Consider the following 17,958-nt stretch of genomic DNA (forward strand, 5'->3'; position numbering starts at 1 on the left):
GCTATCCCTGACCCGCTGCCGGGTCACCTAGGCCGCGATCGTGCGGGCGGTGGCGTAGACGTCGGCGGGTAGGGCGTGGTCAAGCTGCCAGAGGATCCGCATCGGCCGGTCGCCGGTGTGCGATTCGTATGTCATCGTGCCGGCATAGAGGTAGGGCGGCGCGCCCAGGTCACGGTCGGCGATCCGGGTCTCCCGGACGAACAGGTGCACTGGGGAGCGACCGGATGTGTAGCGCTGCCCGGTCGCCGACGCCGCCGAGGTGGTGCTCTGCGACTCCCACTGGAACAGGGTGTCGGTGATGGCCCGGTCCGCGTACATCGTGGTGGGGGAGTAGTGCGCCTCCGACTTGACCAGGGTGACGAAGAACAGGTCGGCACCCGCGTCGGGCAGCCACTTCACCCCCTCACGCAGCGAGCCCGGGTTGGTCATCCCGAAGGCGGCGCACGCCTCGTTGCGGCTGTATCGGGCGTGCACCCGCAACGGCACCGCGCCCGGGGCGGTAGTCGGCGTGACCCGGTGGATGCGGTCCCGCAGCACCTCGGCGACCTGCCGTAACTCGGCACAGCGCGCCGGCTCTTTCCACAGCCGGGTGAGCCGATCGTCGCGGGTGCCCAGGGGTGCGTTCGGCCCCCAGAGGCTGAAGTGCAGCATGTCCAGCAGGCGGCTGTTGCCCGCGTACACCTGCTGACCTGGCGCGGGCGGTCCGGCCGCGACCCGGGTCAGTAGCTCCAGCCGGTCGGTGTCGTCGGTGTGCAGCATGCGACCGATGGCCCGGCCCAGTTCCCGGTCAGCCGGGCCGGGCGTGGACGTCTCCAGGCCGGCGAGTCGCCGCAGCCCGGTCCAGCCGCCGATGCTTGCCGACCGGTAGACGTCCTCGATCTCCAGGCCGGTCTCGCGCAGGAACGTCGCGAGGCTGACGTCGCCGAGTTGCCGCAGCTCAGACACCAGGCCGGCCTTCGAGGTAGGCAGCGCGCTCTTCAGGTTGGCGAGCACCACCTCCTTGGCCACCCGGTCCAACTCGACGTGGCAACCGCTCGGCAGGCTCGGGAAGTCGTCGCGAACCGCCTCGATGATCGCCCGTCGACTCACCCCGGTCAGGGCACGCCACCGCCTGTCGAACCGGAAGTTGGCGTGCTGCCCGCCGATGAAGTCGAGCACGGTCAGGCAGGGCTTGTCGTCGTCCAGGCGCAGGCCACGGCCGAGCTGTTGCAGGAAGATCGTGGCGCTCTCGGTGGGCCGCAGCAGCAGGATCGTGTCGACCATCGGCAGGTCGACGCCCTCGTTGAACAGGTCGACAGTGAAGAGCACCCGCAGCTTGCCGGCCTTGAAGTCGCGCAGCATCCCCTGCTGCGTCGCGCGGTCGACACCTGACGTCACCGCCGCCGCCTCGACGCCGTGCTGCCGGAACCAACCGGCCATGAACTCCGCGTGCCCGATGCTCACGCAGAACCCGAGCGCCCGCATCCGCCCGACGTCGACCTTGTCGCCGAGCGCCCGCAGCACCGACCGCGCCCGAGCGTGGTTGCCGGTGTAGAGAACGTCGAGTTCGGTCAGGTCGTAGCCCTGCCCGCGTTTCCAGGTGACCTGTGACAGGTCCACGTCGTCGTGCAGTCCGAAATACTGGAACGGCGCGAGCAACTGCCGCTCCAACGCCTCCCACAGGTGCAACTCGACGGCGGCGCGGCCGTCGAACCACCGGCGCACATCGCCGCCGTCGGCCCGGTCGGGGGTCGCCGTCAGCCCCAGGAGTACGCGGGGACGCAGCCGCTCCAACAGCCGCGCGTACGTCGGCGCCTCCGCGTGGTGGAACTCGTCGACGATCACCATGTCGTACGTCTCGGGGTCCACCTCCCGGCGTTGCAGCGACTGGATGGAGGCGAAGACGTGCTTCCAGCCGTTCGGCCGCTCGCCCGCGACAAGCGTCTCGCCGAAGCTGCCGTCCCCCATCACCTGCCGGAACGTCGACAGGCTCTGCCGCAGGATCTGCTCCTGATGAGCGACGAAGAGCAGCGAGTCGACCCTGCCGCTGCGGTGCAGCCGGCGGTAGTCGAGGGCGGCGACCACGGTCTTGCCGGTGCCGGTCGCCATCACCACCAGGTTGCGCCACCGGCCGTGGACCAACCGCTCCGCGTCCAGGTCGGCCAGGATCTCGGCCTGATACGGGTACGGGCGCACGTCCAGGTTCGAGATCTCGGCGGGCGCCTGGTCGCGCCGCTCCCCGCTCAACGCCTGCCGTAGCCGCTCGGCGTCCCGGGTCACGTCGTACGCCTCGAACGCCGGATCGTTCCAGTAGTCCTCGAACGTCGCCGTGAACGTGTCGATGACGTGCGGCTGCTCCATGTTCGAGATGCGGACGTTCCACTCCACGCCGTCCACGAGCGCGGTCTTCGACAGGTTCGACGAGCCGACGTACGCGGTGGTCGTGCCGTTGTGGCGGCGGAACAGCCACGCCTTGGCGTGCAGCCTTGTCGTCCTCGTCTCGTACGACACCTTGACGTCGGCACCCAGCTCTGTGAGCCGATCCAGCGCCCGCTGATCGGTCGCACCGAGGTAGGTGGTGGTGATGACGCGGACCTTCCCACCTCTGGCGATCAGCTCACGGATGGCCGCCTCGACGATGCGCAGGCCGTACCACTTGATGAACGCGCAGAGCAGGTCGACGCTCTCGGCGGAGGCCATCTCGTGGTTGACCTCGTGGCCGATGCGAGGCTGGTGACGGCCGTTGACCAGCAGCGCGCCGGTGGAGAGGGGAGTGGTGGGGCGCTGCGGGAAGGTGGGCTGCGCGGGTGGGATCGGCGGGGCGGCGATGGCGTGGAGCAGGTGCTTGGTGTCGGTGACCTGGTCCTGTGCTGTCGCTGCCTTTGGGCTGAGGGTGGCGATGGCTTCGGCGATCTGGTTAGCCAGGTTGACCTGGTGGTGGAGCTTGTCGTCGCCGTTGGGGACGGACTGGAGGGCGCGGGCGGCCAGGGTCGCGATGTGGCGGGCGAGGGTGTGGTGGGCGTCGGCGGGGTCGAGCTTGTGCTGTTGGACCAGGGCGGGATCGACATGCTGGAGGCGGTCGGCCAGCTCACGGGTGATGAGGTGCTCGTAGACGCCCCGCTCAAGATCCGTCATTCGAGCAATCTAGCTGGCCCGGCCGCTGCTGCACTGCCCTCTCCGTAGGGACATAACGGGCGACGGCATGCGTCCGGTATGGGTCGGTATCAGAGTGTCAACGCCCTGATGCGTCTGCCGTGTGGTTGAGTGGCCTGGTCTATGATCGCTGGGCCCGGGAGACCTGATGACTAACGGCATCCGTGAGATCGAAGTGAAGTATCGAGTGGATGAACCAGCTGCATTGATCTCCTCGCTTCGGGCTCGCGGCGTGGATTTTTCGGAGCCGGTGCGGCAGGACGACCAGGCGTACGCCGCTTTGGGTTGGACATATGGACAGAGCAAGATTGGCGCAGCGTTCGCTCGGCTGCGGACCGAGAACGGCCGGCACCTCTTCTGTGTGAAGAAGCCACTGGCCAACGAATTGGCGTGCCAGGAGCACGAGACTGAAGTGCTTGGCCGGGATGAGATGCACGCTGCGATTCTTGCCATGGGCTTTTACCCGACGGTACGGATTACGAAGACTCGTCGTACTGCCCACGTTGGGAGAATGTTGCTGTGTCTCGACGAAATCGACGGTCTTGGTGCGTACTTCGAGATCGAGGCGATGGTGGGCGGTGACCGGCCTGCGGAGGAGGTACAACAGGAACTGGACCGGTTTGCTCAGTCGCTCAACGTGTCGCTGAAGCAAAGCACCGAGACTTATGACTCCCTGATCAGGTCGGCTACCGTCGTCGGGGTCTGACCGTTGGGCACGTGAGTGAGTAGCGTTCGAATGCGAGTGAATAGCTCAATGGCGACTTCGTCCTGGCGCTGATCACCTATCTCATGCACGTGTACCGGAAAGCCGGCTTCGGCCAGCTCCTCGGCCACCTGAAGGTACAGGTCCCGTTCCTGGATCCCAGCCTCGGCGCCGCCCCGATGGAAGCGACTGTGGATGCCTCGCTCAGCGGCCCGGTTTCGTGAGCGGGTCGGATCGCCGGTGAGTATGACGGTCAAATCGGGCAGCCTGATATATCGATTAAGAGCCCAGATGTAGTCGTGGTCGACTTCGTCGAGTTGCTGTAAGACCAGCGAGGTTGGCAGATAGCGATCACATAGAACAACTTTGTCCGCATCAAGAGCGGGGCGGATCTCTGTGTCTAGGTGGTGATACCGGTCTGCGGTGACCAGGCAAGCCAGTGTCAGACCGCGGTACTCATCCGTACCATAACGAGCAGTCTGTCCGATCGCGGTGGTCGTTGGCTCTTTGGTTTGATGGACCGACCATCCGGCGTCAGTGAGGAGCCTGGTGAGGAGTGCCGTAACCGTGGTCTTGCCGACGCCGCTGGGTCCATCCAGCACGATGAATCGGCCGGTCACCGGGCTGCCAGTCGATCGTGCTGTGCGCGGGCCAACTCGACCAGCTTCTTTCGGAGGTAGGGAAGTCCGACCTCGCCAAACTGAAGGTTGACGGAGAAATTGAATTCGTCCCGCCCGCGCATCGCTTCGTCCAATCCATCGCTGGTCAGGTCAATCGCGCTGTAGTCGAGAAGCTGCGACGGGTCATAGCGGCCGGTCGCCAGGATCCGGCTCCACTCTGGAGTGCCCGGATAAGGCCGAAACTCAAAAACGCTGGCGCGAAATGAGCCGGGCGAGTTGGCGGAGATATCCCACAACTCGTAAACATGCTGGACCGTGGCGTCAAGTTCCTCCTGTGTCTCGGTCGGTAGGCCCAGGATAAAGTAGCCTTTGACTCCGATGCCAAAACTAGTTAAACGGCGGACTACTTGCCGGGTCAGTTCCGGGCTGATGCGCTTACCGACGTGGTTGAGCACCCTCTCACTCCCTGACTCAATTCCGAGTGCGATTTCGCGGCATCCGTTCTCGGCCAGAGTTGTCAGGAGGGTGTCGTCCGCTCGGGCCAGGATGTTGATCCGCCCAGTAGCGTCCCAAACATACCGGTTGCCAACCCCTGCTTCCGAAAACGCCGTCATGCACTGACGAATAAAGCGTTCGTAGCCTAGGAAGAGGTCGTCGACAAAGCGGAACGCAGTCACTCCGTAGAGGGCGTTAACTTCGTCCATCTCGGCGATGATGCTTCTTGGATCTCGCGTGCGGATCGTCACGTCCGGGTTGGCGCTCACGGCGGCTCCGCAGAAGGAGCAGTCATATGGGCAGCCTCGTGCGCCTACCATCGCCGCCTCCCATGGCCCTCCGTCAGGGTGATACGGATCGGCGGCAAAGTAGCGACGGTCCACAAACGGTAAGGCGTTTATGTCTGGAGAGAGGTGCCATGCCGATCCAGGCACGCCGCCGCTTACTGGCGTCTGCAGGATTGGGTCTCTCCACATGACACCAGGCAATTGAGCCCGGTTGCGTCGGTCTCGAAGCAACTCCGCAACGCGACTCTCGCCCTCACCGATAACGAGTGCCTGCAGTTGCTTGAACCGAGGGTCCCCGATGACTGCTGTCGGCATCGCCTTTGCCTGGTGGCCGCCCACCATGATTTGGATTGCGGGGTCGAGGCCGGCGGCGATCTGCGCGCTCAGCTCGTAGGTCGGGGCCAGAAGGTTGAAACCCACCCATCGAGGCGCAGCTTCGTTGATGATGGTGCGGATCTTGTCGAGTCCGAGTCCGAGCGATTCGCCGTCAAGTACGCCGACGTTGAAGCCCTGTGTGGCCGCGTAGGTGGCCAGATAACCCATTCCGAGTACGGGCAGAGTGAAGTCGTTAACCCTTGGACGTTGGCCATAGTCGCGGAGGGGCGCGTTGACCAATAGGAGATCAATCGGTCTGCCCGGAGTTGCGCCGAGGAGGGGCGATTCAGATGGTCCCGCCTCGTCTGCAGCCCGAGGCGAGGGTGAGCAGGGTGTAGGTGGCGAGGTGTTCACCTGTCACTCGCCGCCACACTCGGCTGAAAGCGGCCTCCTCAATCGGCCAGGGGTAGTCGGGGTTCGCCCTCTGTGCCCAGGTGCGGACCGCGAGGTCGCCGTATGGATACACCGTCCAGTCGTTGCTCCAGTCAGCAACCGCGGCGCCTGCGCTCCATGGGCCGATGCCGGGCACGACCTGAAGCTCCTTGACCAGGACCGACGGTGTGACTTCCTGCCAGTAGGCGCCGTGGGCGAGGAATGCCTCGGCGGCATGCCGCAGCGTCCTGCGCTTGAACGCCATGCCACTCTCAGTAAAAGCTTCATCGCTTAGAGCTAACACACGTTCGGGAGATGGGAAAGAGTGGATGTCCATCTCACCAGATACTGCGACGCTCGGGCCGTATCGGCCGGCGAAGTCTCTGTACAGCTTCCGGGCCTGAGCCGCTCTGACTACTTGACGGACGATGGCCGTGGCGAGCGCGTCCCAGAGGCTCAGGTTGCGTAGCCGGCCAACGGTGCCGAACGTCGTGAGTGGTGCGTGGATGGGTGCGGCCTGCGGGGCGGCGTTCGTCGGAACGGCAAACACCTCAAGGGGAGGGGACATGCTCTGTCCGATGACTGACGCCCAGGATAGTTCTGTTCCGCTTGACCCGGCCAGCCAAAGGTCGCCGGTGTCAGCCACTACCAGCCGGTGATATCGGGTGCCATCAGTTTGCCAGCCTGGATGATCCGTCATGAGATAGCCGAAGCCCATTGGTCCTCCTCCATGCTCAACGTCGGGGGCAAGTCTTGCATCTCGATCAATTCTGCCGGTTATGGACTCGCCGAGATCGTCTCGGTGTACCACTCTGAGAACGGCACCATTGACCTGGACCGTTCGCCGTCCGCGGGGCCGTTCGTGTCGGTCAAATGCCGGCTGACGCGGGAAGCATCGGCGGTGCTGATCCCCGATTTCGCTGCTACACCCAATCAGTCGGTGACCGGCTTCACCGACGCGCTGGTGCAACTCCGGCATCGCAGGCAGCAGAAGGACTTCAGGGCCGTCGAGTTAGGCGCACTGCCTCGCTGACCACGGCCCATCGGTCCGGCCTGGCCATCGGATTCCCCTCTGCCACGACAATGCCGGCGGCGCGCAGCACCGCCACGTGACCCGCATACGCCGGATGCGCGGCCAGTTCCGCCTTGACGTGCGGAAAGGCAAGGATTGGTAGGCCGGCGCCCGTTGACTCGTTGAGAACGCCGAGCGCCAACGTGTCGTTGATGCCCAGCGCCCACTTCGCCACGGTGTTGAACGTGACCGGCGCGGCGACCACCACATCGGCCGGTGGGTGCGGCTCGGGGTCGCCGGGCATCCGCCACTCGACGCGTACGAGATAGCCGGTCTTGTCCTGCAACGCCGCTCGGTCGATCCACGGTGCGGCGGTAGGGCTGACGATCATGCATACCCGCCACCCGTCGGCGATCAGGAGGTCGACAAGCTCGTCGATGTGCTCCGCCGGACCCGCGGCGCAGACGACCAGATACAACACCGGGTGTTCCGTCATGCCAGCAGTCTGCCCGAGTCGGACCACGTGCAGTGGAGCGCATCGGCGCTGCACCTTTCAGAGCTTGACGCCAACGTCGTCGATCTTGATGAGCTGCCCGGCACCGATGAACCGACGCGCAACCAGGAGGCCGGCATCGTGTGCGGGTTGTCCGCCATGACTGGCGGATGCATCGGTCACGAGCCACGGCGTGAGATCACGCTCGAAGGCGTCAACCGCCGACTTCAGCACGCAACTTTCCGTGGCTACGCCGCAGAACACCAGGTCGGTCCACCCCTCCTGTTCCGTCAACGCAGCACCCTCGGAGGAGAAGTACGAGTAGATCTGCTTGTCGATTACCGCTCGGGCACGGTCGGCATGATGCGCCAGCTCGGGCACGATCTCCGTCTCGGGTGGGTGCTGCACCGCGGACCAGCGGATCAACCGCTCGAATGGGCTGCCGGGGTAGTTGTGATAGCGGGTGAACACCACCGGCCGCCCGGTCGCCTCCCATTGCTCGACCAGTTCAACGACCTTCGGGATGACGTCTCGGCTGCGATCGTTGATGAAGCCGTTCTGCATGTCGATGACGATCAGGGCGGCATGCGTCCCGGTCATGTGTCGACTCTGCCGCTCAGGGCCGCGGTGTTGTGGGCTGGTGTTCGGACCAGGACATCGAAGACCGGCGCGTTCTCCCAGCTCGGCTGAAGCTTGGTCACCTTGGTCCATCCCCAGGAGCGGTACGCCGCTTGAGCGGCAGCATTGTCGGGACGAGCCAGGAGCGTGGTTCGCGGCTCACCTCGGGCCGCGACAAGCTCGTCATGCAGTGCGGCAGCGATGCCCCGACTGCGCCAGGCGGGGTGGACCAGCAGCTCGCTGAGCGCGAAGGTGCGAGTGCCCTCCTCTTCGGTGAAGCCGGGCGGCACGGGTTCGTGGATGCCTTCCCACCATCGCGTCTGCGGAGGTAGCGGGAAGCCGTAGATGTAGCCGACCAAAGCCCCGTCAAGTGTGGCGGTGACCAGCTCCCACCCGACCCGCTGCATGTGGAGGTCGAGCTGACGCCGGTAGCGGTCCTCGCTGTAGAACTCGCTGCCACCGGCGTAGACCTCCAGGTAGAGGTCCACAAGCTGATCGAGGATCCCCTCGGCCTCCTCGGCACTGTGATGGCGAAGTTGCAGGCCCTCGATCACATACTCACCGCCCGGTCGTAGGGGTGAACGAACTGCCGCGTTGCCGTGGTCGGGTGCCGTGACGCGGCTAGGTTCGAGCGCACCTGCGCAAGCTGCCGGCTTATGCCCCGAGTTCATCTGACTGGCTGCCGACAGGACGTCCAGTGCTATGCCTTTCGCGCTCAGGTGGTGATTTTGGAGATTTCCGCTCGGGCTGAGGCGTGACGAGGTCGGCGAATGGGCGCCAGGGCTTGGCGTGGCTGTCCTTCCGCACCGAGTGGAGGCGGTTGACAAATTCCGCAGCCACGGCCGCCGAGGTCGTCAGGAGCGGTACGGCGGCTGCGATCATCTTCAACTCGCGTGCTTGCCGAAGAAGCGGCCAGGACGGGTCCGATGTGACGTCGAAGCCGTAGGCGGTGGCCAACGAGCGGTGTCTCCCTGCATCTCCGAACCGTGCCTCGCCGACCGCAACCGCCGCTAGGTCAACCTGCCACGGGCCGATGCATGTCGCGTCGAAATCACACAGGACCGTCCGCCCCAACGTCTCTCTGAGCAGATTGCCTGCGTGGGCGTCGCCGTGGATAAGCGTCTGCGTCCCGCGCTCGATGAGGGCCGTGACTTGCGGCTCCAGGCGCTCACACCAGTCGACCAAGAAGTCCCGGTCGGGCTTGCTGAGCCCGTCAGCATCAGCCAGCCGTCTCCGTGCGTCGCCGACCGGGTCCCAGACGGGCAGCGGGAAGGGTGGCACGCCGAGTGCGTGAAATTCGCGCAGCACCGTGCCAAGGTTCTCCGCCGTCAGGGTAGGTGGTTGCGACGGGACGTATTGCCACACCGAAGCGACGAGGTCCCCGATTTTGATTGGCTGCTCGACGTCTCGCGCGAGACGGATCGTCGGCGCGTCGATCTCGGCGAACCAGCGCGCAAGCTGGACCACCTTCCGCACTCTCTCCTGGAGTTGATGGGTCCGCGCGATCCGGATGACGATTCCGGCCCGGGGCAGGGCGAAGACGGCGTTGTTGGTCAGTCGCAGCAACTGGGCGTCGTCGGCCGAGACGCCCAGGCTGCTGGCGATGTCCCGCATGGCCGTCGTCATCGTCGCCTCGGAGAACCGTCCGCTCATGCGCCCAGCGCAGTTTCTGCGCTGAGGGAACGCTCGAAGGTGGCCACCTCAGGAAGCGTTCTGTGCCGAGTGAGATCACGACGCAGATTGACCACCCGATCAATTACCCGCTTGGAGCTCATCGCCCGTGCCTGCGTCAGCACCCGCGCACCCACGGCGAGCGCCTGCTCAGGTTCGTCGGCCAAGAACAGCGCACTGCACAGTCCGACCTCGTTGAGCACGGTGCTGCGGACGTTCGCGGCGCCGAATGCCGCGATGGAATCCCTACCCCAGCGCACGGCCTCGGATGCGTGCCTGCGATCTCGCCGTGCCATGTCTCGGTATACGCGCCCGTACTGAGCGAACAGCTCACCGCGGTCGTAAAAGCCCATCCAGGCAGGCTCACGCGCTCTGTCGATGCGCTCGAACTGGTCGCTCGCCTTCCCGAGGGTCCTCACGGCCGTCTCGTGGTCGCCGAGTGCCGCGATGGAGGCTGCCTCCGCGCCCCAGAGCAGGGCCTTGGCCGCCGGGGTTGCGTGCGACCCCAGCTGCGCGTGCGTGAGTTGCAGTGTCGCGAGGGCATCCCGGTTCTGCCGCAGGTGTTGGAGCTGCTTGGCCTGTGCGTATCGGATCATTGCGACCAGCGGCGCATTTCCGGCAGTCAACGCCGCGCGCTCTCCGGCGACGAAGTGCCGTTGCGCGTCGCCGTGTCTGCCCGCGTCGAGCGCGGTCCAGCCAGCCAGTTGTCGTGCGGTCGCCACCGCCGCGATGAGGGGCGGCGTGAGCCCGGCCGGGTGCGACCAATCAAGCATCCGATATACCGACTCCGCGAACCGGGCCACCTCCCGATACAGCAGGCCGCCCCCGCTCTCGCGGTCCACCGACCGATAAAGCTCCAGCACCGCGTTCAGTCGAATGATGTCCGCCGTGCCGATTCTTCGGGGCTGGACCAGCTCGCTGCCGCCGAGCAGACCTGCTCCCGCAGCGACGGCGGCGATACCGGCCAGCAAGGCCCGCCGACCCTCGTCCGGCTCAGCACCCTGTGGACCGGTTGAGGTGCGGGCGCTCTCGGCTTTGCCCATCGACCGGTGAGGCTGCCCGGGAAGGGCGAACCATAGGCAGGGAGCGGGTATCCCGAGAAGCTGGGCCCAGTGCGCCAGTCGGTCCAGGTGCACCAGCGGTGGCCCGTTCTCCACCCGACTGAGCTGCGCCTGCGTGATCCCCAACCACCCTGCCACCACGGTCTGCGGCAAGGCGACCCGCCCGTGGTGCGGATGGCAGCGGTACGCCCGGATCACCCGCCCGAGATGCCGCTCTGCCAATGCGAGCCGCACCGGCTCGTGCTCCCAGAAGCTCGCCGGCACCGCCGGCGGTGTGCTCAGCCGGTCCCGTTCGGCGGCCTGGCAGGGCGTACACCGTCCGCTGTCGTTGTCCCGGGCCAGCCGTCCGCCACATCGGGGGCAGTTCGCATGGGTCACCGGCGGCTCCGTCCGTCTCGCCTCATCGAACCTATCCATTGAACACGGTGCGTGCGGAGCTGGTATACGCACGACGCATATGGTCGAGGACCGCCGGACAGGGCAGACGACAGCTACTTAGGCCGGACGAAGCAACCGCAGCGCCTTGATGACCATGCTCCAACGGTCGGACGTGTGGGTCGCGTTCAGCGGCATCCCCTCGGCCACGACAATGCCGGCGCCGCGCAGCACCGCCACGTGACCCGCATACGCCGGATGCGCGGCCAGCTCCGCCTTGACGTGCGGAAAGGCAAGGATCGGCAGGCCCGCGCCCGTTGACTCGTTGAGGACACCGAGCGCCAACGTGTCGTTGATGCCCAACGCCCACTTCGTCACCGTGTTGAACGTGACCGGCGCGGCCACCACCACATCGGCCGGTGGGTGCGGCTCAGGGTCGCCGGGCATCCGCCACTCGACGCGTACGAGATAGCCGGTCTTGTCTTGCAACGCCGCCCGGTCGAGCCACGCGGCGGCGGTGGGACTGACGATCATGCACACCCGCCACCCGTCGGCGATCAGGAGGTCGACCAGTTCGTCGATGTGTTCCGCCGGACCTGCGGCGCACACGACCAGATACAACACCGGACGCTCCGTCATGCCCGCAGTCTGCCCGACCAGGGCGACATGTAGTCGACCATACGCATCGCGCATGCAGCCACGATCACCGTGACATGCCGTACTGCCTGGTCAACCGCGAGAGTCGACGCATGGCCCGGGGCGGGTGCCTTGTCCCGGAGTTGCGCCGACCCTCAACGGCGCAGCTCCGTCCCCCGCCCGCCCCGGTGCCCCTCGATCCGTCAACGTCTCGGAGCCGGCATGCCTACCCTGATGGACGACGATCACCCGACACACCTGAGCCTGGCCGCCGCCTGGGCGTCGGTCGACGTGCGGGCCGCCGGCGACTTCTGGTGCACCCTCGAAGACCGCCGATCCGGCCTGCTCCGGCACCGTGACGCGCCGCTGTTCTTCAACGCGTTGGGCCAGCTCACGGTCGGCGTTGACGACCCGGCGCACCGGGCGGCGCTGCTCCTGGTGCTCGGCCGCGCGTACCGTCATCTTGACCTGCTCCCGCACGCCACCACCGTCGGTGACGCCCTGCTCGCCACCGTGGCCCGTCACGCGCACCCACTGTGGACGTCGCAGCTCGCCCGCGCTGCGGAGCGCGCCCTTTGCCGCACCACCCAGGCCATCCGTCGCGCCGCCGCGCAGGTCGACGACGGTCGGGCCTGGTGGCACGTCGAGGTGGTCGACCACGAGCGGCCGTCGCCCGACATCGCCATTCTGACGGTACGTCCCTGGCGACGACTGCTCTTCCAGCCAGGTCAGGCGGTCCCGGTGTGCACGCCGCGCCGGCCGGGGCAGTGGCGCTGGCTCTCACCGGCCAACGCCCCACGCGCGGACGGCACCGTCGAGCTGCACGTTCGCGCCGTCCCCGCCGGCACCGTCTCCCACGACCTGGTCCACGAGGTACGCCCCGGCGAACTGCTCTGGGTCGGCCCACCCAGCGACGTTGGGCTGAGTCTCGACCCGTCGAGCAGGAACGATCTGCTGCTCGTCGCCGGTGGCACCGGGCTGGCGCCGCTGCGCGCCCTGGTCGAGCAGGTCGCCGCGGCACCCGATGGTCGGCGGGTGACGCTTGTCGTCGGCGCCCGCGCCTTCCTCGACCTGTACGACGCGATAGCCCTGGACAAGCTGCAGTGCGCCCACGACTGGCTGACCGTCGTACCGGCGTTCTCCGCCGACCCCTGCGCCGAGCCGGCCGAGCAGGGCGACGCCCTGACCATCGCCCTCAATCACCATCGACCCGACCAGGACATCTACCTGTGCGGCCCACCAGGGATGTTGGCCGACGCTCGATCACGGCTGCTGGCCCTCGGTATCCCCGCTGCTCGCACGCACCTGCCCGAACGGATCGCCCGCTAATGGCATGCCGCTTCCGTCAGCACATCGTGGCACTGCGCGCCCTGCATAACGATCTGCTCAAGATGGCCATCGACGATCCCGCGCTCCTGGAATGCTGGGGGCCGATCGAGGACGCCGCCGACATCGGTTGGTTCCGCAAGCACGTCTACGCGAACCTCATCGTGTCCCACTGGCAGTTGATGTGGGAGGTGGACGTTCTCACCGCGCAGCACCTCGAAGTGCTCGCCGACCAGTTCTTCAAGGGGCACGTTGGCCGTCGATTCTGGGCCGAGGCACGTACACCGCGGATGACCGCCGAGACGTCACGAAGAGCCCGACGTTTCACGGCGACCGTCGACCGCCGCTACCTGGCAGCGGTGGCAGCAGGGCCGGCCGAGAATGAGCCCGTCGGGACGGCAGGGTCGACCAGTCCCGACACGGCGTCTGCGCGTGGGGCCCGGGCGGCGGGACACGCGACCGCGCTTGGCGTCGGCGTCGTACTCGGCGCCGCGGCCGTCATAGCCGGGCGCCGTCGACGCCTTGATGGCTCACGCCGGCGCGGCGGCTGAGCGCATCAGGAGACGTCGCCGAACTCGCGTACGCCGTCGACGTCCACGGTGATCCGTTCGTTGTCGGCCCACTGACCGGTGGCGGCGAGCCAACTGGGGTCGTCGCGCTCGTCGATGTCGCTCCAACTGTGTCGGTGGTGCCGTAGCTGGATCGGGCCTGTCGACTCGCCCGGCTCAAGCGTGCCGTCGGTGAAGGTCAGCTCGACCCAGCCGTAGACCGGCGTACCCGGGATCGGGTAGCCCGGTGGCGTGGGTGTGGTCGACGCGGGTGGCCCGACCACCGGTGGGATGAAGAACAGCACGGTCTGCCGGATCCGGTCGCAGCCCAGGGCGGCCCAGTCGCAGTTGGGCACCAGTGAGGTGTTGGCGCCCTCGAAGCGCAGGTGGTAGCGGACCCGCACCGTGCTCAGGTCGAGTGGCCCGGTGCCGGTGTTGGTGACGTTCACGGCGTGCTGGATCTGGTTGTTGGTCGGGGACCAGTCGAGGTTGAGGTAGCTGACCGTCGCGCGGCCGTTGGCGGTGCGCACGGTGGTGACGGCCGAGGTGTCGGAGTAGCCGCCGAGTGCGCGGGCGGCAACCGCGATCCGGTACGTCGTGCCGGGTGCCAGGTCGGTCAGGGTGATCGTGGTGTCGGTCGATGTGCCGAGCCAGCGGTACGTGTGCGGGCTCAGCGGAACCTGCACCTCGTAGTTGATCGGCTGCTCGGCGGCCGGGTCGCCGACCCAGGTGGAGGGCACCCAGCTGAGGGTGAGCTGGTGTGGTTGGTTGGCCACCACGACGGGTGCGCCGGGGGTGCTGATTGCCGGGCCGTCGGCGCGGGCGGCGTTGACGGCGAGCAGGCTCGCCAGCGCGGCGAGGACGACGGCGGCGGTGAAGCGGCGAGCGGGCATACCCGAATGCTAGCGGCAATGCATCGAAGTCAATGCGATGTCTCACCTGCTGGGGGCGGATGCGCGATGGTGCCCAAAAAGCCCATTGTCAGGATTCTGCACGGGGGAGAACTGGCGATCAATCAAGGATTCTCAATACGCTGATCGGGCGGCGTATCCATCGATTCTCCGCGCTCCCCGCCGTGCTGACCTGGCCGGCGCTACCGTCCGCACATCCCGGCGCGCCCACATCGCGAGGTGTCGAATGGTCATTCCACGTCCCATTGTCGCCGTGCTCGCAGCCGTACTCTGCGGGCTTTTGATCCTTTTTCCGGGGCCTGGCCCGGCCGGGGCCGCTGCGGCCGGAAGTCAGGAAATAGCGGATTATCTGACTACCCACCCGGGCGGTAGGGCGATCAACGACAACGAGATCAGCTACGACGGTGGGGCGTTCGTCGTGACCCTGCGGCGGCCGATCGGGACGCTCGCCGCAGCCGACTGCCCCTCGGGCTGGTACTGCTTCTACGAGTGGCCCAACTTCGGCTATCCCCGGGGCCGGCTCTCCGACTGCGGCAGGCAGAGCCTCGCCACCTGGTACTGGCAGTTCCGTGTCGAGTCGGCGCACTACAACCTCACGAGTGGTTCGGTCTCGTTCTACTACTACGACACCCGGCTCTTCGACGTCGGTGCGGGCAACCGGGTCCGCAGCGACGCGTCGCCCTACCGCAACTGGCCGAACTACGTGCAGCGTCGCTGCGGGTGACGGTCAGGCGCAGTCGGGGCCGGTGGTGCGGTTGCTCCGCTGCTTGTGCAGGAACAGCACGTAGTCGAGGGTCCGGTTGTCGGTCACCGTGGTCGTCTCGTGACTGAGCAGCTCACCGGTGCGTGCGTCGAACTGCACGGTCTCCCGGCGGTCCTCGCCGTCGTCGGCGCTGAACGCCAGCCCGGGTCTGTCGTTCCAGTCCGGGTACGCGCCCCGGTCCTGGATGCCCGGAGTCGCCGCCAACTCGAACAACAGCGCCGAGATCTGACGCGGGCTCAGCAGGTGGTAGCGGAAGATCCGCACGATCACGTTGAGCATCCCGGCCGCGTTGCGCAGCTCCGGTGGCAGCTCGCCGAGCTGCGCGGCGAGCTGCCGGCGCAGCTCCACCGGATCCACCGAGGGCACCGGCGGAATCTCGGACAGCTCACCCAGGCCGTAGCGGAACGACGTGGGCTGGCCGGCGCGGCGGCCGCCCGTGACCAGGGTGACGATCCGGTGCCCGGACAGCGCCGCGGTCCACCACAACTGCTCGTCCCGGTAGCTGCGGCGATCGAGGCCCGGCGCGAGGTCCTCCGGTGCCCAGACCCGAAGACAGGACACGGTGTACGCCCCGTCGGCGGCCGTGGGCGTGATCCCCGCGGCGGTCAGCGCGAGATCCGCGAGACGCCGGGTGCTGCCGGCGTACGTGGGGGTGCTGCCGGCCGACGGCACGACCCCGGGTGACGCCTCGCTCGTCGGGGCGACCGGGGTCTCGTCGCGCCCCCGGATCCCGGAGCCGTACACCGCCACCAGCGGTGTCAGGGACACCCCACCGAGCAGGATCGCCAGGACGGCCCGCAGCTTGGGCGGCAGTCGGCTGATCCGGCCGGGGCCCGCCGGCACCCCGATCGAGCCTTCGCCAGCGGGGCGGCGGGGCCGGGGAATCGCGTTCGTGCGGGCGGAGACGACGTAGCGCGGGGCGGGTCGGTTGACGCGCCGTTCGCCGTCGCGGGCCGGTGGCCAGCCGGACGCGCCGGCGTGGGTGGCACCTGCCGCGTTCCCGGTCGCCGCGCCCGGCCGGCTGCTGCTGGGGGCGTTGCCACTCGTCGACAGCGCGCCAGACGCAAAGCGTGGCGGGTTTCCGCCGTCGCCGGGGCGGGCGATCGGGGGTGCCGTCGGACGACGCGGCGTCCCGTGCCAGCCGCCGGGACCCGGGCGTTGCTGGATCGGGATCGACCCCCAGGGCCACGCCGGTGCCTCCGGAGCGGTCGGAGGCCGCGTCTGGTCCGGTGCCATCCGGTCCAGTGGTGCGGCACGGTTCTGCTGGCTCGGCTGCGGTCCCGCCGCGTCGAAGCGGGCCGACCTGTCGTTTGTCGGGGACACCAGGTGCGGTGTCGCGCCCGGCAGGATGGGCAGGCCGGCCGCCGGCGGCGGCACCACCCCCGGCCGGAACTCCTGTCGGTAGGCGTGCGCCGCGTGGGCGGCCAGTCGGAAGTACCAGGCTCGTCCGGTGGGGCCGGCATCCTCGTAGGTGCAGCAGATCAACGCGTGGCTCAGCAGGGAGAGCAGGTACTGCGCGCGCCAGCTCGTCCCCCAGTTGCCCTTCTTGGCGACCGTCAACCCCACCGTGTGGCCGGCCTTGATCACCTTCGCCGCCAGCGCGGGCAGCCGGTCCGAGGCGCGACCACTCGGGTCGACGAGCAGGGCGAGGAGCGCGTTGGCCTGGGCGACGCGGGGCGCGCCGGCCACCTCGGGGAGGACGAAATCCAGCAGCACGGTGACCAGGTCGCGGGTGAGTGGTGCGTCGAGGGCGAACCGGTCCGTGTCGACCAGGCAGAACTTCCGGACCTGTACCTGGTCGGCCGAGGCGTACGGGAAGAGCACGTTGTGCCCGTGCAGATCGCCGTGTGACGCCCCACTGAGCGCCTCGATCCTGTCGTCGTGGAAGAGCGCGCCAGCGTCGGCGAACCGAAGCGGGTTCGGCAGCACCAGGCCGAGCGCGGGGTCGTACAGCCAGTCGGCGGCGAGGTCGCCGAGGCCCAGCGCCGAGACGGCCCCGTACGCCTCGGCCTCGGCACCGGCGTCGGCCAGCTCCCGTCGCACGAACCGGCCGACACTGGTCTGGCTGATCCGACGCCCCGGGCGGTGCCACCCCCACACCCCGTCGAGCAGTGCGCGGTAGGCGTCCCTGAGTTGGTCGTCGCTCACCTCGGCGAGCGGGACGACCCGTTCCGCCCCGCGCGCGACGTCCTGGAACATCAGGTACCGGCCGTCGCCGACGGGGTATCGCGGGTACGGTTGGCGGACCAGGTGGCGCTCCGCGAAGCCCGCGTCGACGCCGACCGCCCTCCGGTGCCGGGCGGCCTCCTCGCTAGCCTGCCCGGCCGACAACACCTTCACGTAGAGCTGCTCGGGATCCCGACCGTCGCTCTGCTCCACGACCACCGGGATCAACCGCCCGCCGCCGCGCCCCCGCAGCGGGGTGCCATGGCTCGGGGGGCGAATGGTGGCGTCACGCCCGGCCGCCCACTCCCGCAGCGCCACCGAGATCGTCGCATCCTGTATGTACCGTTCGAACTCGTCAACGAGGCCGTCGCCCATGTCCGCCGTTGGACCTTCC

17 protein-coding genes are annotated in these 17,958 nt (G+C 67.7%); 5 read left to right on the plus strand and 12 right to left on the minus strand.

Annotation, left to right across the window (positions count from 1 at the left end):
• Nucleotides 1-27: 27 nt before the first annotated feature.
• Nucleotides 28-3,114: a DUF3427 domain-containing protein gene (locus ACGFIW_RS28200; RefSeq protein WP_393321843.1), complete on the minus strand. Its 3,087-nt coding sequence runs from the start codon at nucleotides 3,112-3,114 to the stop codon at nucleotides 28-30.
• Between the two features lie 166 nt (nucleotides 3,115-3,280).
• Here ACGFIW_RS28200 and ACGFIW_RS28205 point away from each other — a divergent pair, with 166 nt between their 5' ends.
• The gene (locus ACGFIW_RS28205; protein ID WP_393321846.1) at nucleotides 3,281-3,838 is read left to right on the plus strand and encodes a class IV adenylate cyclase; all 558 of its coding nucleotides are present in this window, start codon (nucleotides 3,281-3,283) and stop codon (nucleotides 3,836-3,838) included.
• Here ACGFIW_RS28205 and tmk read toward each other — a convergent pair.
• From tmk to ACGFIW_RS28220, 3 genes are read right to left on the minus strand one after another with little or no spacing between them, the layout of a single operon-like run.
• Nucleotides 3,796-4,455 (minus strand): dTMP kinase, encoded by a 660-nt coding sequence (gene tmk, locus ACGFIW_RS28210; RefSeq protein WP_393321849.1) that lies wholly within the window; start codon nucleotides 4,453-4,455, stop codon nucleotides 3,796-3,798. The genes ACGFIW_RS28205 and tmk overlap by 43 nt on opposite strands.
• A complete protein-coding gene (locus tag ACGFIW_RS28215; protein WP_393321852.1) occupies nucleotides 4,452-5,852 on the minus strand; it encodes a B12-binding domain-containing radical SAM protein in 1,401 nt (466 codons plus the stop codon). Before ACGFIW_RS28215 ends, tmk begins: the two co-directional genes overlap by 4 nt.
• A gap of 46 nt (nucleotides 5,853-5,898) precedes the next feature.
• Complete coding sequence (locus ACGFIW_RS28220) at nucleotides 5,899-6,702, minus strand: hypothetical protein (protein WP_393321854.1); 804 nt, start codon at nucleotides 6,700-6,702, stop codon at nucleotides 5,899-5,901.
• Between the two features lie 12 nt (nucleotides 6,703-6,714).
• On the opposite strand from ACGFIW_RS28220, the gene ACGFIW_RS28225 reads away from it, so the two are divergent.
• Nucleotides 6,715-7,017, plus strand: coding sequence for a hypothetical protein (locus tag ACGFIW_RS28225; protein ID WP_393321856.1), 303 nt, complete (start codon nucleotides 6,715-6,717; stop codon nucleotides 7,015-7,017).
• Here ACGFIW_RS28225 and ACGFIW_RS28230 read toward each other — a convergent pair.
• The 6 genes from ACGFIW_RS28230 to ACGFIW_RS28255 form a co-directional block, all read right to left on the minus strand.
• On the minus strand, nucleotides 6,983-7,492 hold the full coding sequence (locus ACGFIW_RS28230) for a flavoprotein (RefSeq protein WP_393321858.1): 510 nt from the start codon (nucleotides 7,490-7,492) through the stop codon (nucleotides 6,983-6,985). The two genes, ACGFIW_RS28225 and ACGFIW_RS28230, sit on opposite strands and share 35 nt — an antisense overlap.
• 57 nt (nucleotides 7,493-7,549) lie before the next feature.
• Nucleotides 7,550-8,089, minus strand: a complete 540-nt coding sequence (locus ACGFIW_RS28235) for a cysteine hydrolase family protein (protein ID WP_393321861.1) — start codon at nucleotides 8,087-8,089, stop codon at nucleotides 7,550-7,552.
• Complete coding sequence (locus tag ACGFIW_RS28240; RefSeq protein WP_393321864.1) at nucleotides 8,086-8,661, minus strand: GNAT family N-acetyltransferase; 576 nt, start codon at nucleotides 8,659-8,661, stop codon at nucleotides 8,086-8,088. The genes ACGFIW_RS28235 and ACGFIW_RS28240 overlap by 4 nt, the downstream gene beginning before the upstream one ends.
• 100 nt (nucleotides 8,662-8,761) lie before the next feature.
• On the minus strand, nucleotides 8,762-9,760 hold the full coding sequence (locus tag ACGFIW_RS28245; RefSeq protein ID WP_393321867.1) for a phosphotransferase family protein: 999 nt from the start codon (nucleotides 9,758-9,760) through the stop codon (nucleotides 8,762-8,764).
• Nucleotides 9,757-11,217, minus strand: a complete 1,461-nt coding sequence (locus ACGFIW_RS28250; protein ID WP_393321870.1) for a helix-turn-helix domain-containing protein — start codon at nucleotides 11,215-11,217, stop codon at nucleotides 9,757-9,759. Before ACGFIW_RS28250 ends, ACGFIW_RS28245 begins: the two co-directional genes overlap by 4 nt.
• A 117-nt stretch (nucleotides 11,218-11,334) precedes the next feature.
• On the minus strand, nucleotides 11,335-11,853 hold the full coding sequence (locus ACGFIW_RS28255; protein ID WP_393321872.1) for a flavoprotein: 519 nt from the start codon (nucleotides 11,851-11,853) through the stop codon (nucleotides 11,335-11,337).
• 219 nt (nucleotides 11,854-12,072) lie between these two features.
• On the opposite strand from ACGFIW_RS28255, the gene ACGFIW_RS28260 reads away from it, so the two are divergent.
• Nucleotides 12,073-13,179: an FAD-binding oxidoreductase gene (locus tag ACGFIW_RS28260; RefSeq protein WP_393321875.1), complete on the plus strand. Its 1,107-nt coding sequence runs from the start codon at nucleotides 12,073-12,075 to the stop codon at nucleotides 13,177-13,179.
• Nucleotides 13,180-13,205: 26 nt separating this feature from the next.
• On the plus strand, nucleotides 13,206-13,727 hold the full coding sequence (locus ACGFIW_RS28265; RefSeq protein ID WP_393321878.1) for a DUF6082 family protein: 522 nt from the start codon (nucleotides 13,206-13,208) through the stop codon (nucleotides 13,725-13,727).
• A 5-nt stretch (nucleotides 13,728-13,732) separates the two neighbouring features.
• On the opposite strand, the gene ACGFIW_RS28270 is transcribed toward ACGFIW_RS28265, so the two are convergent.
• Nucleotides 13,733-14,617, minus strand: a complete 885-nt coding sequence (locus ACGFIW_RS28270) for a fibronectin type III domain-containing protein (RefSeq protein WP_393321881.1) — start codon at nucleotides 14,615-14,617, stop codon at nucleotides 13,733-13,735.
• 298 nt (nucleotides 14,618-14,915) lie between these two features.
• Here ACGFIW_RS28270 and ACGFIW_RS28275 point away from each other — a divergent pair, with 298 nt between their 5' ends.
• Entirely contained in the window at nucleotides 14,916-15,359 is a 444-nt protein-coding gene (locus tag ACGFIW_RS28275; RefSeq protein WP_393321884.1) for a peptidase inhibitor family I36 protein, read from the plus strand.
• A 3-nt stretch (nucleotides 15,360-15,362) separates the two neighbouring features.
• On the opposite strand, the gene ACGFIW_RS28280 is transcribed toward ACGFIW_RS28275, so the two are convergent.
• The gene (locus tag ACGFIW_RS28280; RefSeq protein ID WP_393321886.1) at nucleotides 15,363-17,939 is read right to left on the minus strand and encodes a hypothetical protein; all 2,577 of its coding nucleotides are present in this window, start codon (nucleotides 17,937-17,939) and stop codon (nucleotides 15,363-15,365) included.
• Between the last annotated feature and the right edge of the window lie 19 nt (nucleotides 17,940-17,958).

It is taken from the genome of Micromonospora sp. NPDC048935 (assembly GCF_043197875.1).
Taxonomy (GTDB): Bacteria; Actinomycetota; Actinomycetes; order Mycobacteriales; family Micromonosporaceae; genus Micromonospora.

Coding starts and splice junctions, on each gene's coding strand:
- ACGFIW_RS28200 (WP_393321843.1), bottom strand. CDS start 3,114: ATGACGGATCTTGAGCGGGGCGTCTACGAGCACCTCATCACCCGTGAG.
- ACGFIW_RS28205 (WP_393321846.1), top strand. CDS start 3,281: ATGACTAACGGCATCCGTGAGATCGAAGTGAAGTATCGAGTGGATGAA.
- ACGFIW_RS28220 (WP_393321854.1), bottom strand. CDS start 6,702: ATGGGCTTCGGCTATCTCATGACGGATCATCCAGGCTGGCAAACTGAT.
- ACGFIW_RS28225 (WP_393321856.1), top strand. CDS start 6,715: ATGCTCAACGTCGGGGGCAAGTCTTGCATCTCGATCAATTCTGCCGGT.
- ACGFIW_RS28230 (WP_393321858.1), bottom strand. CDS start 7,492: ATGACGGAACACCCGGTGTTGTATCTGGTCGTCTGCGCCGCGGGTCCG.
- ACGFIW_RS28235 (WP_393321861.1), bottom strand. CDS start 8,089: ATGACCGGGACGCATGCCGCCCTGATCGTCATCGACATGCAGAACGGC.
- ACGFIW_RS28245 (WP_393321867.1), bottom strand. CDS start 9,760: ATGAGCGGACGGTTCTCCGAGGCGACGATGACGACGGCCATGCGGGAC.
- ACGFIW_RS28255 (WP_393321872.1), bottom strand. CDS start 11,853: ATGACGGAGCGTCCGGTGTTGTATCTGGTCGTGTGCGCCGCAGGTCCG.
- ACGFIW_RS28260 (WP_393321875.1), top strand. CDS start 12,073: ATGCCTACCCTGATGGACGACGATCACCCGACACACCTGAGCCTGGCC.
- ACGFIW_RS28270 (WP_393321881.1), bottom strand. CDS start 14,617: ATGCCCGCTCGCCGCTTCACCGCCGCCGTCGTCCTCGCCGCGCTGGCG.
- ACGFIW_RS28280 (WP_393321886.1), bottom strand. CDS start 17,939: ATGGGCGACGGCCTCGTTGACGAGTTCGAACGGTACATACAGGATGCG.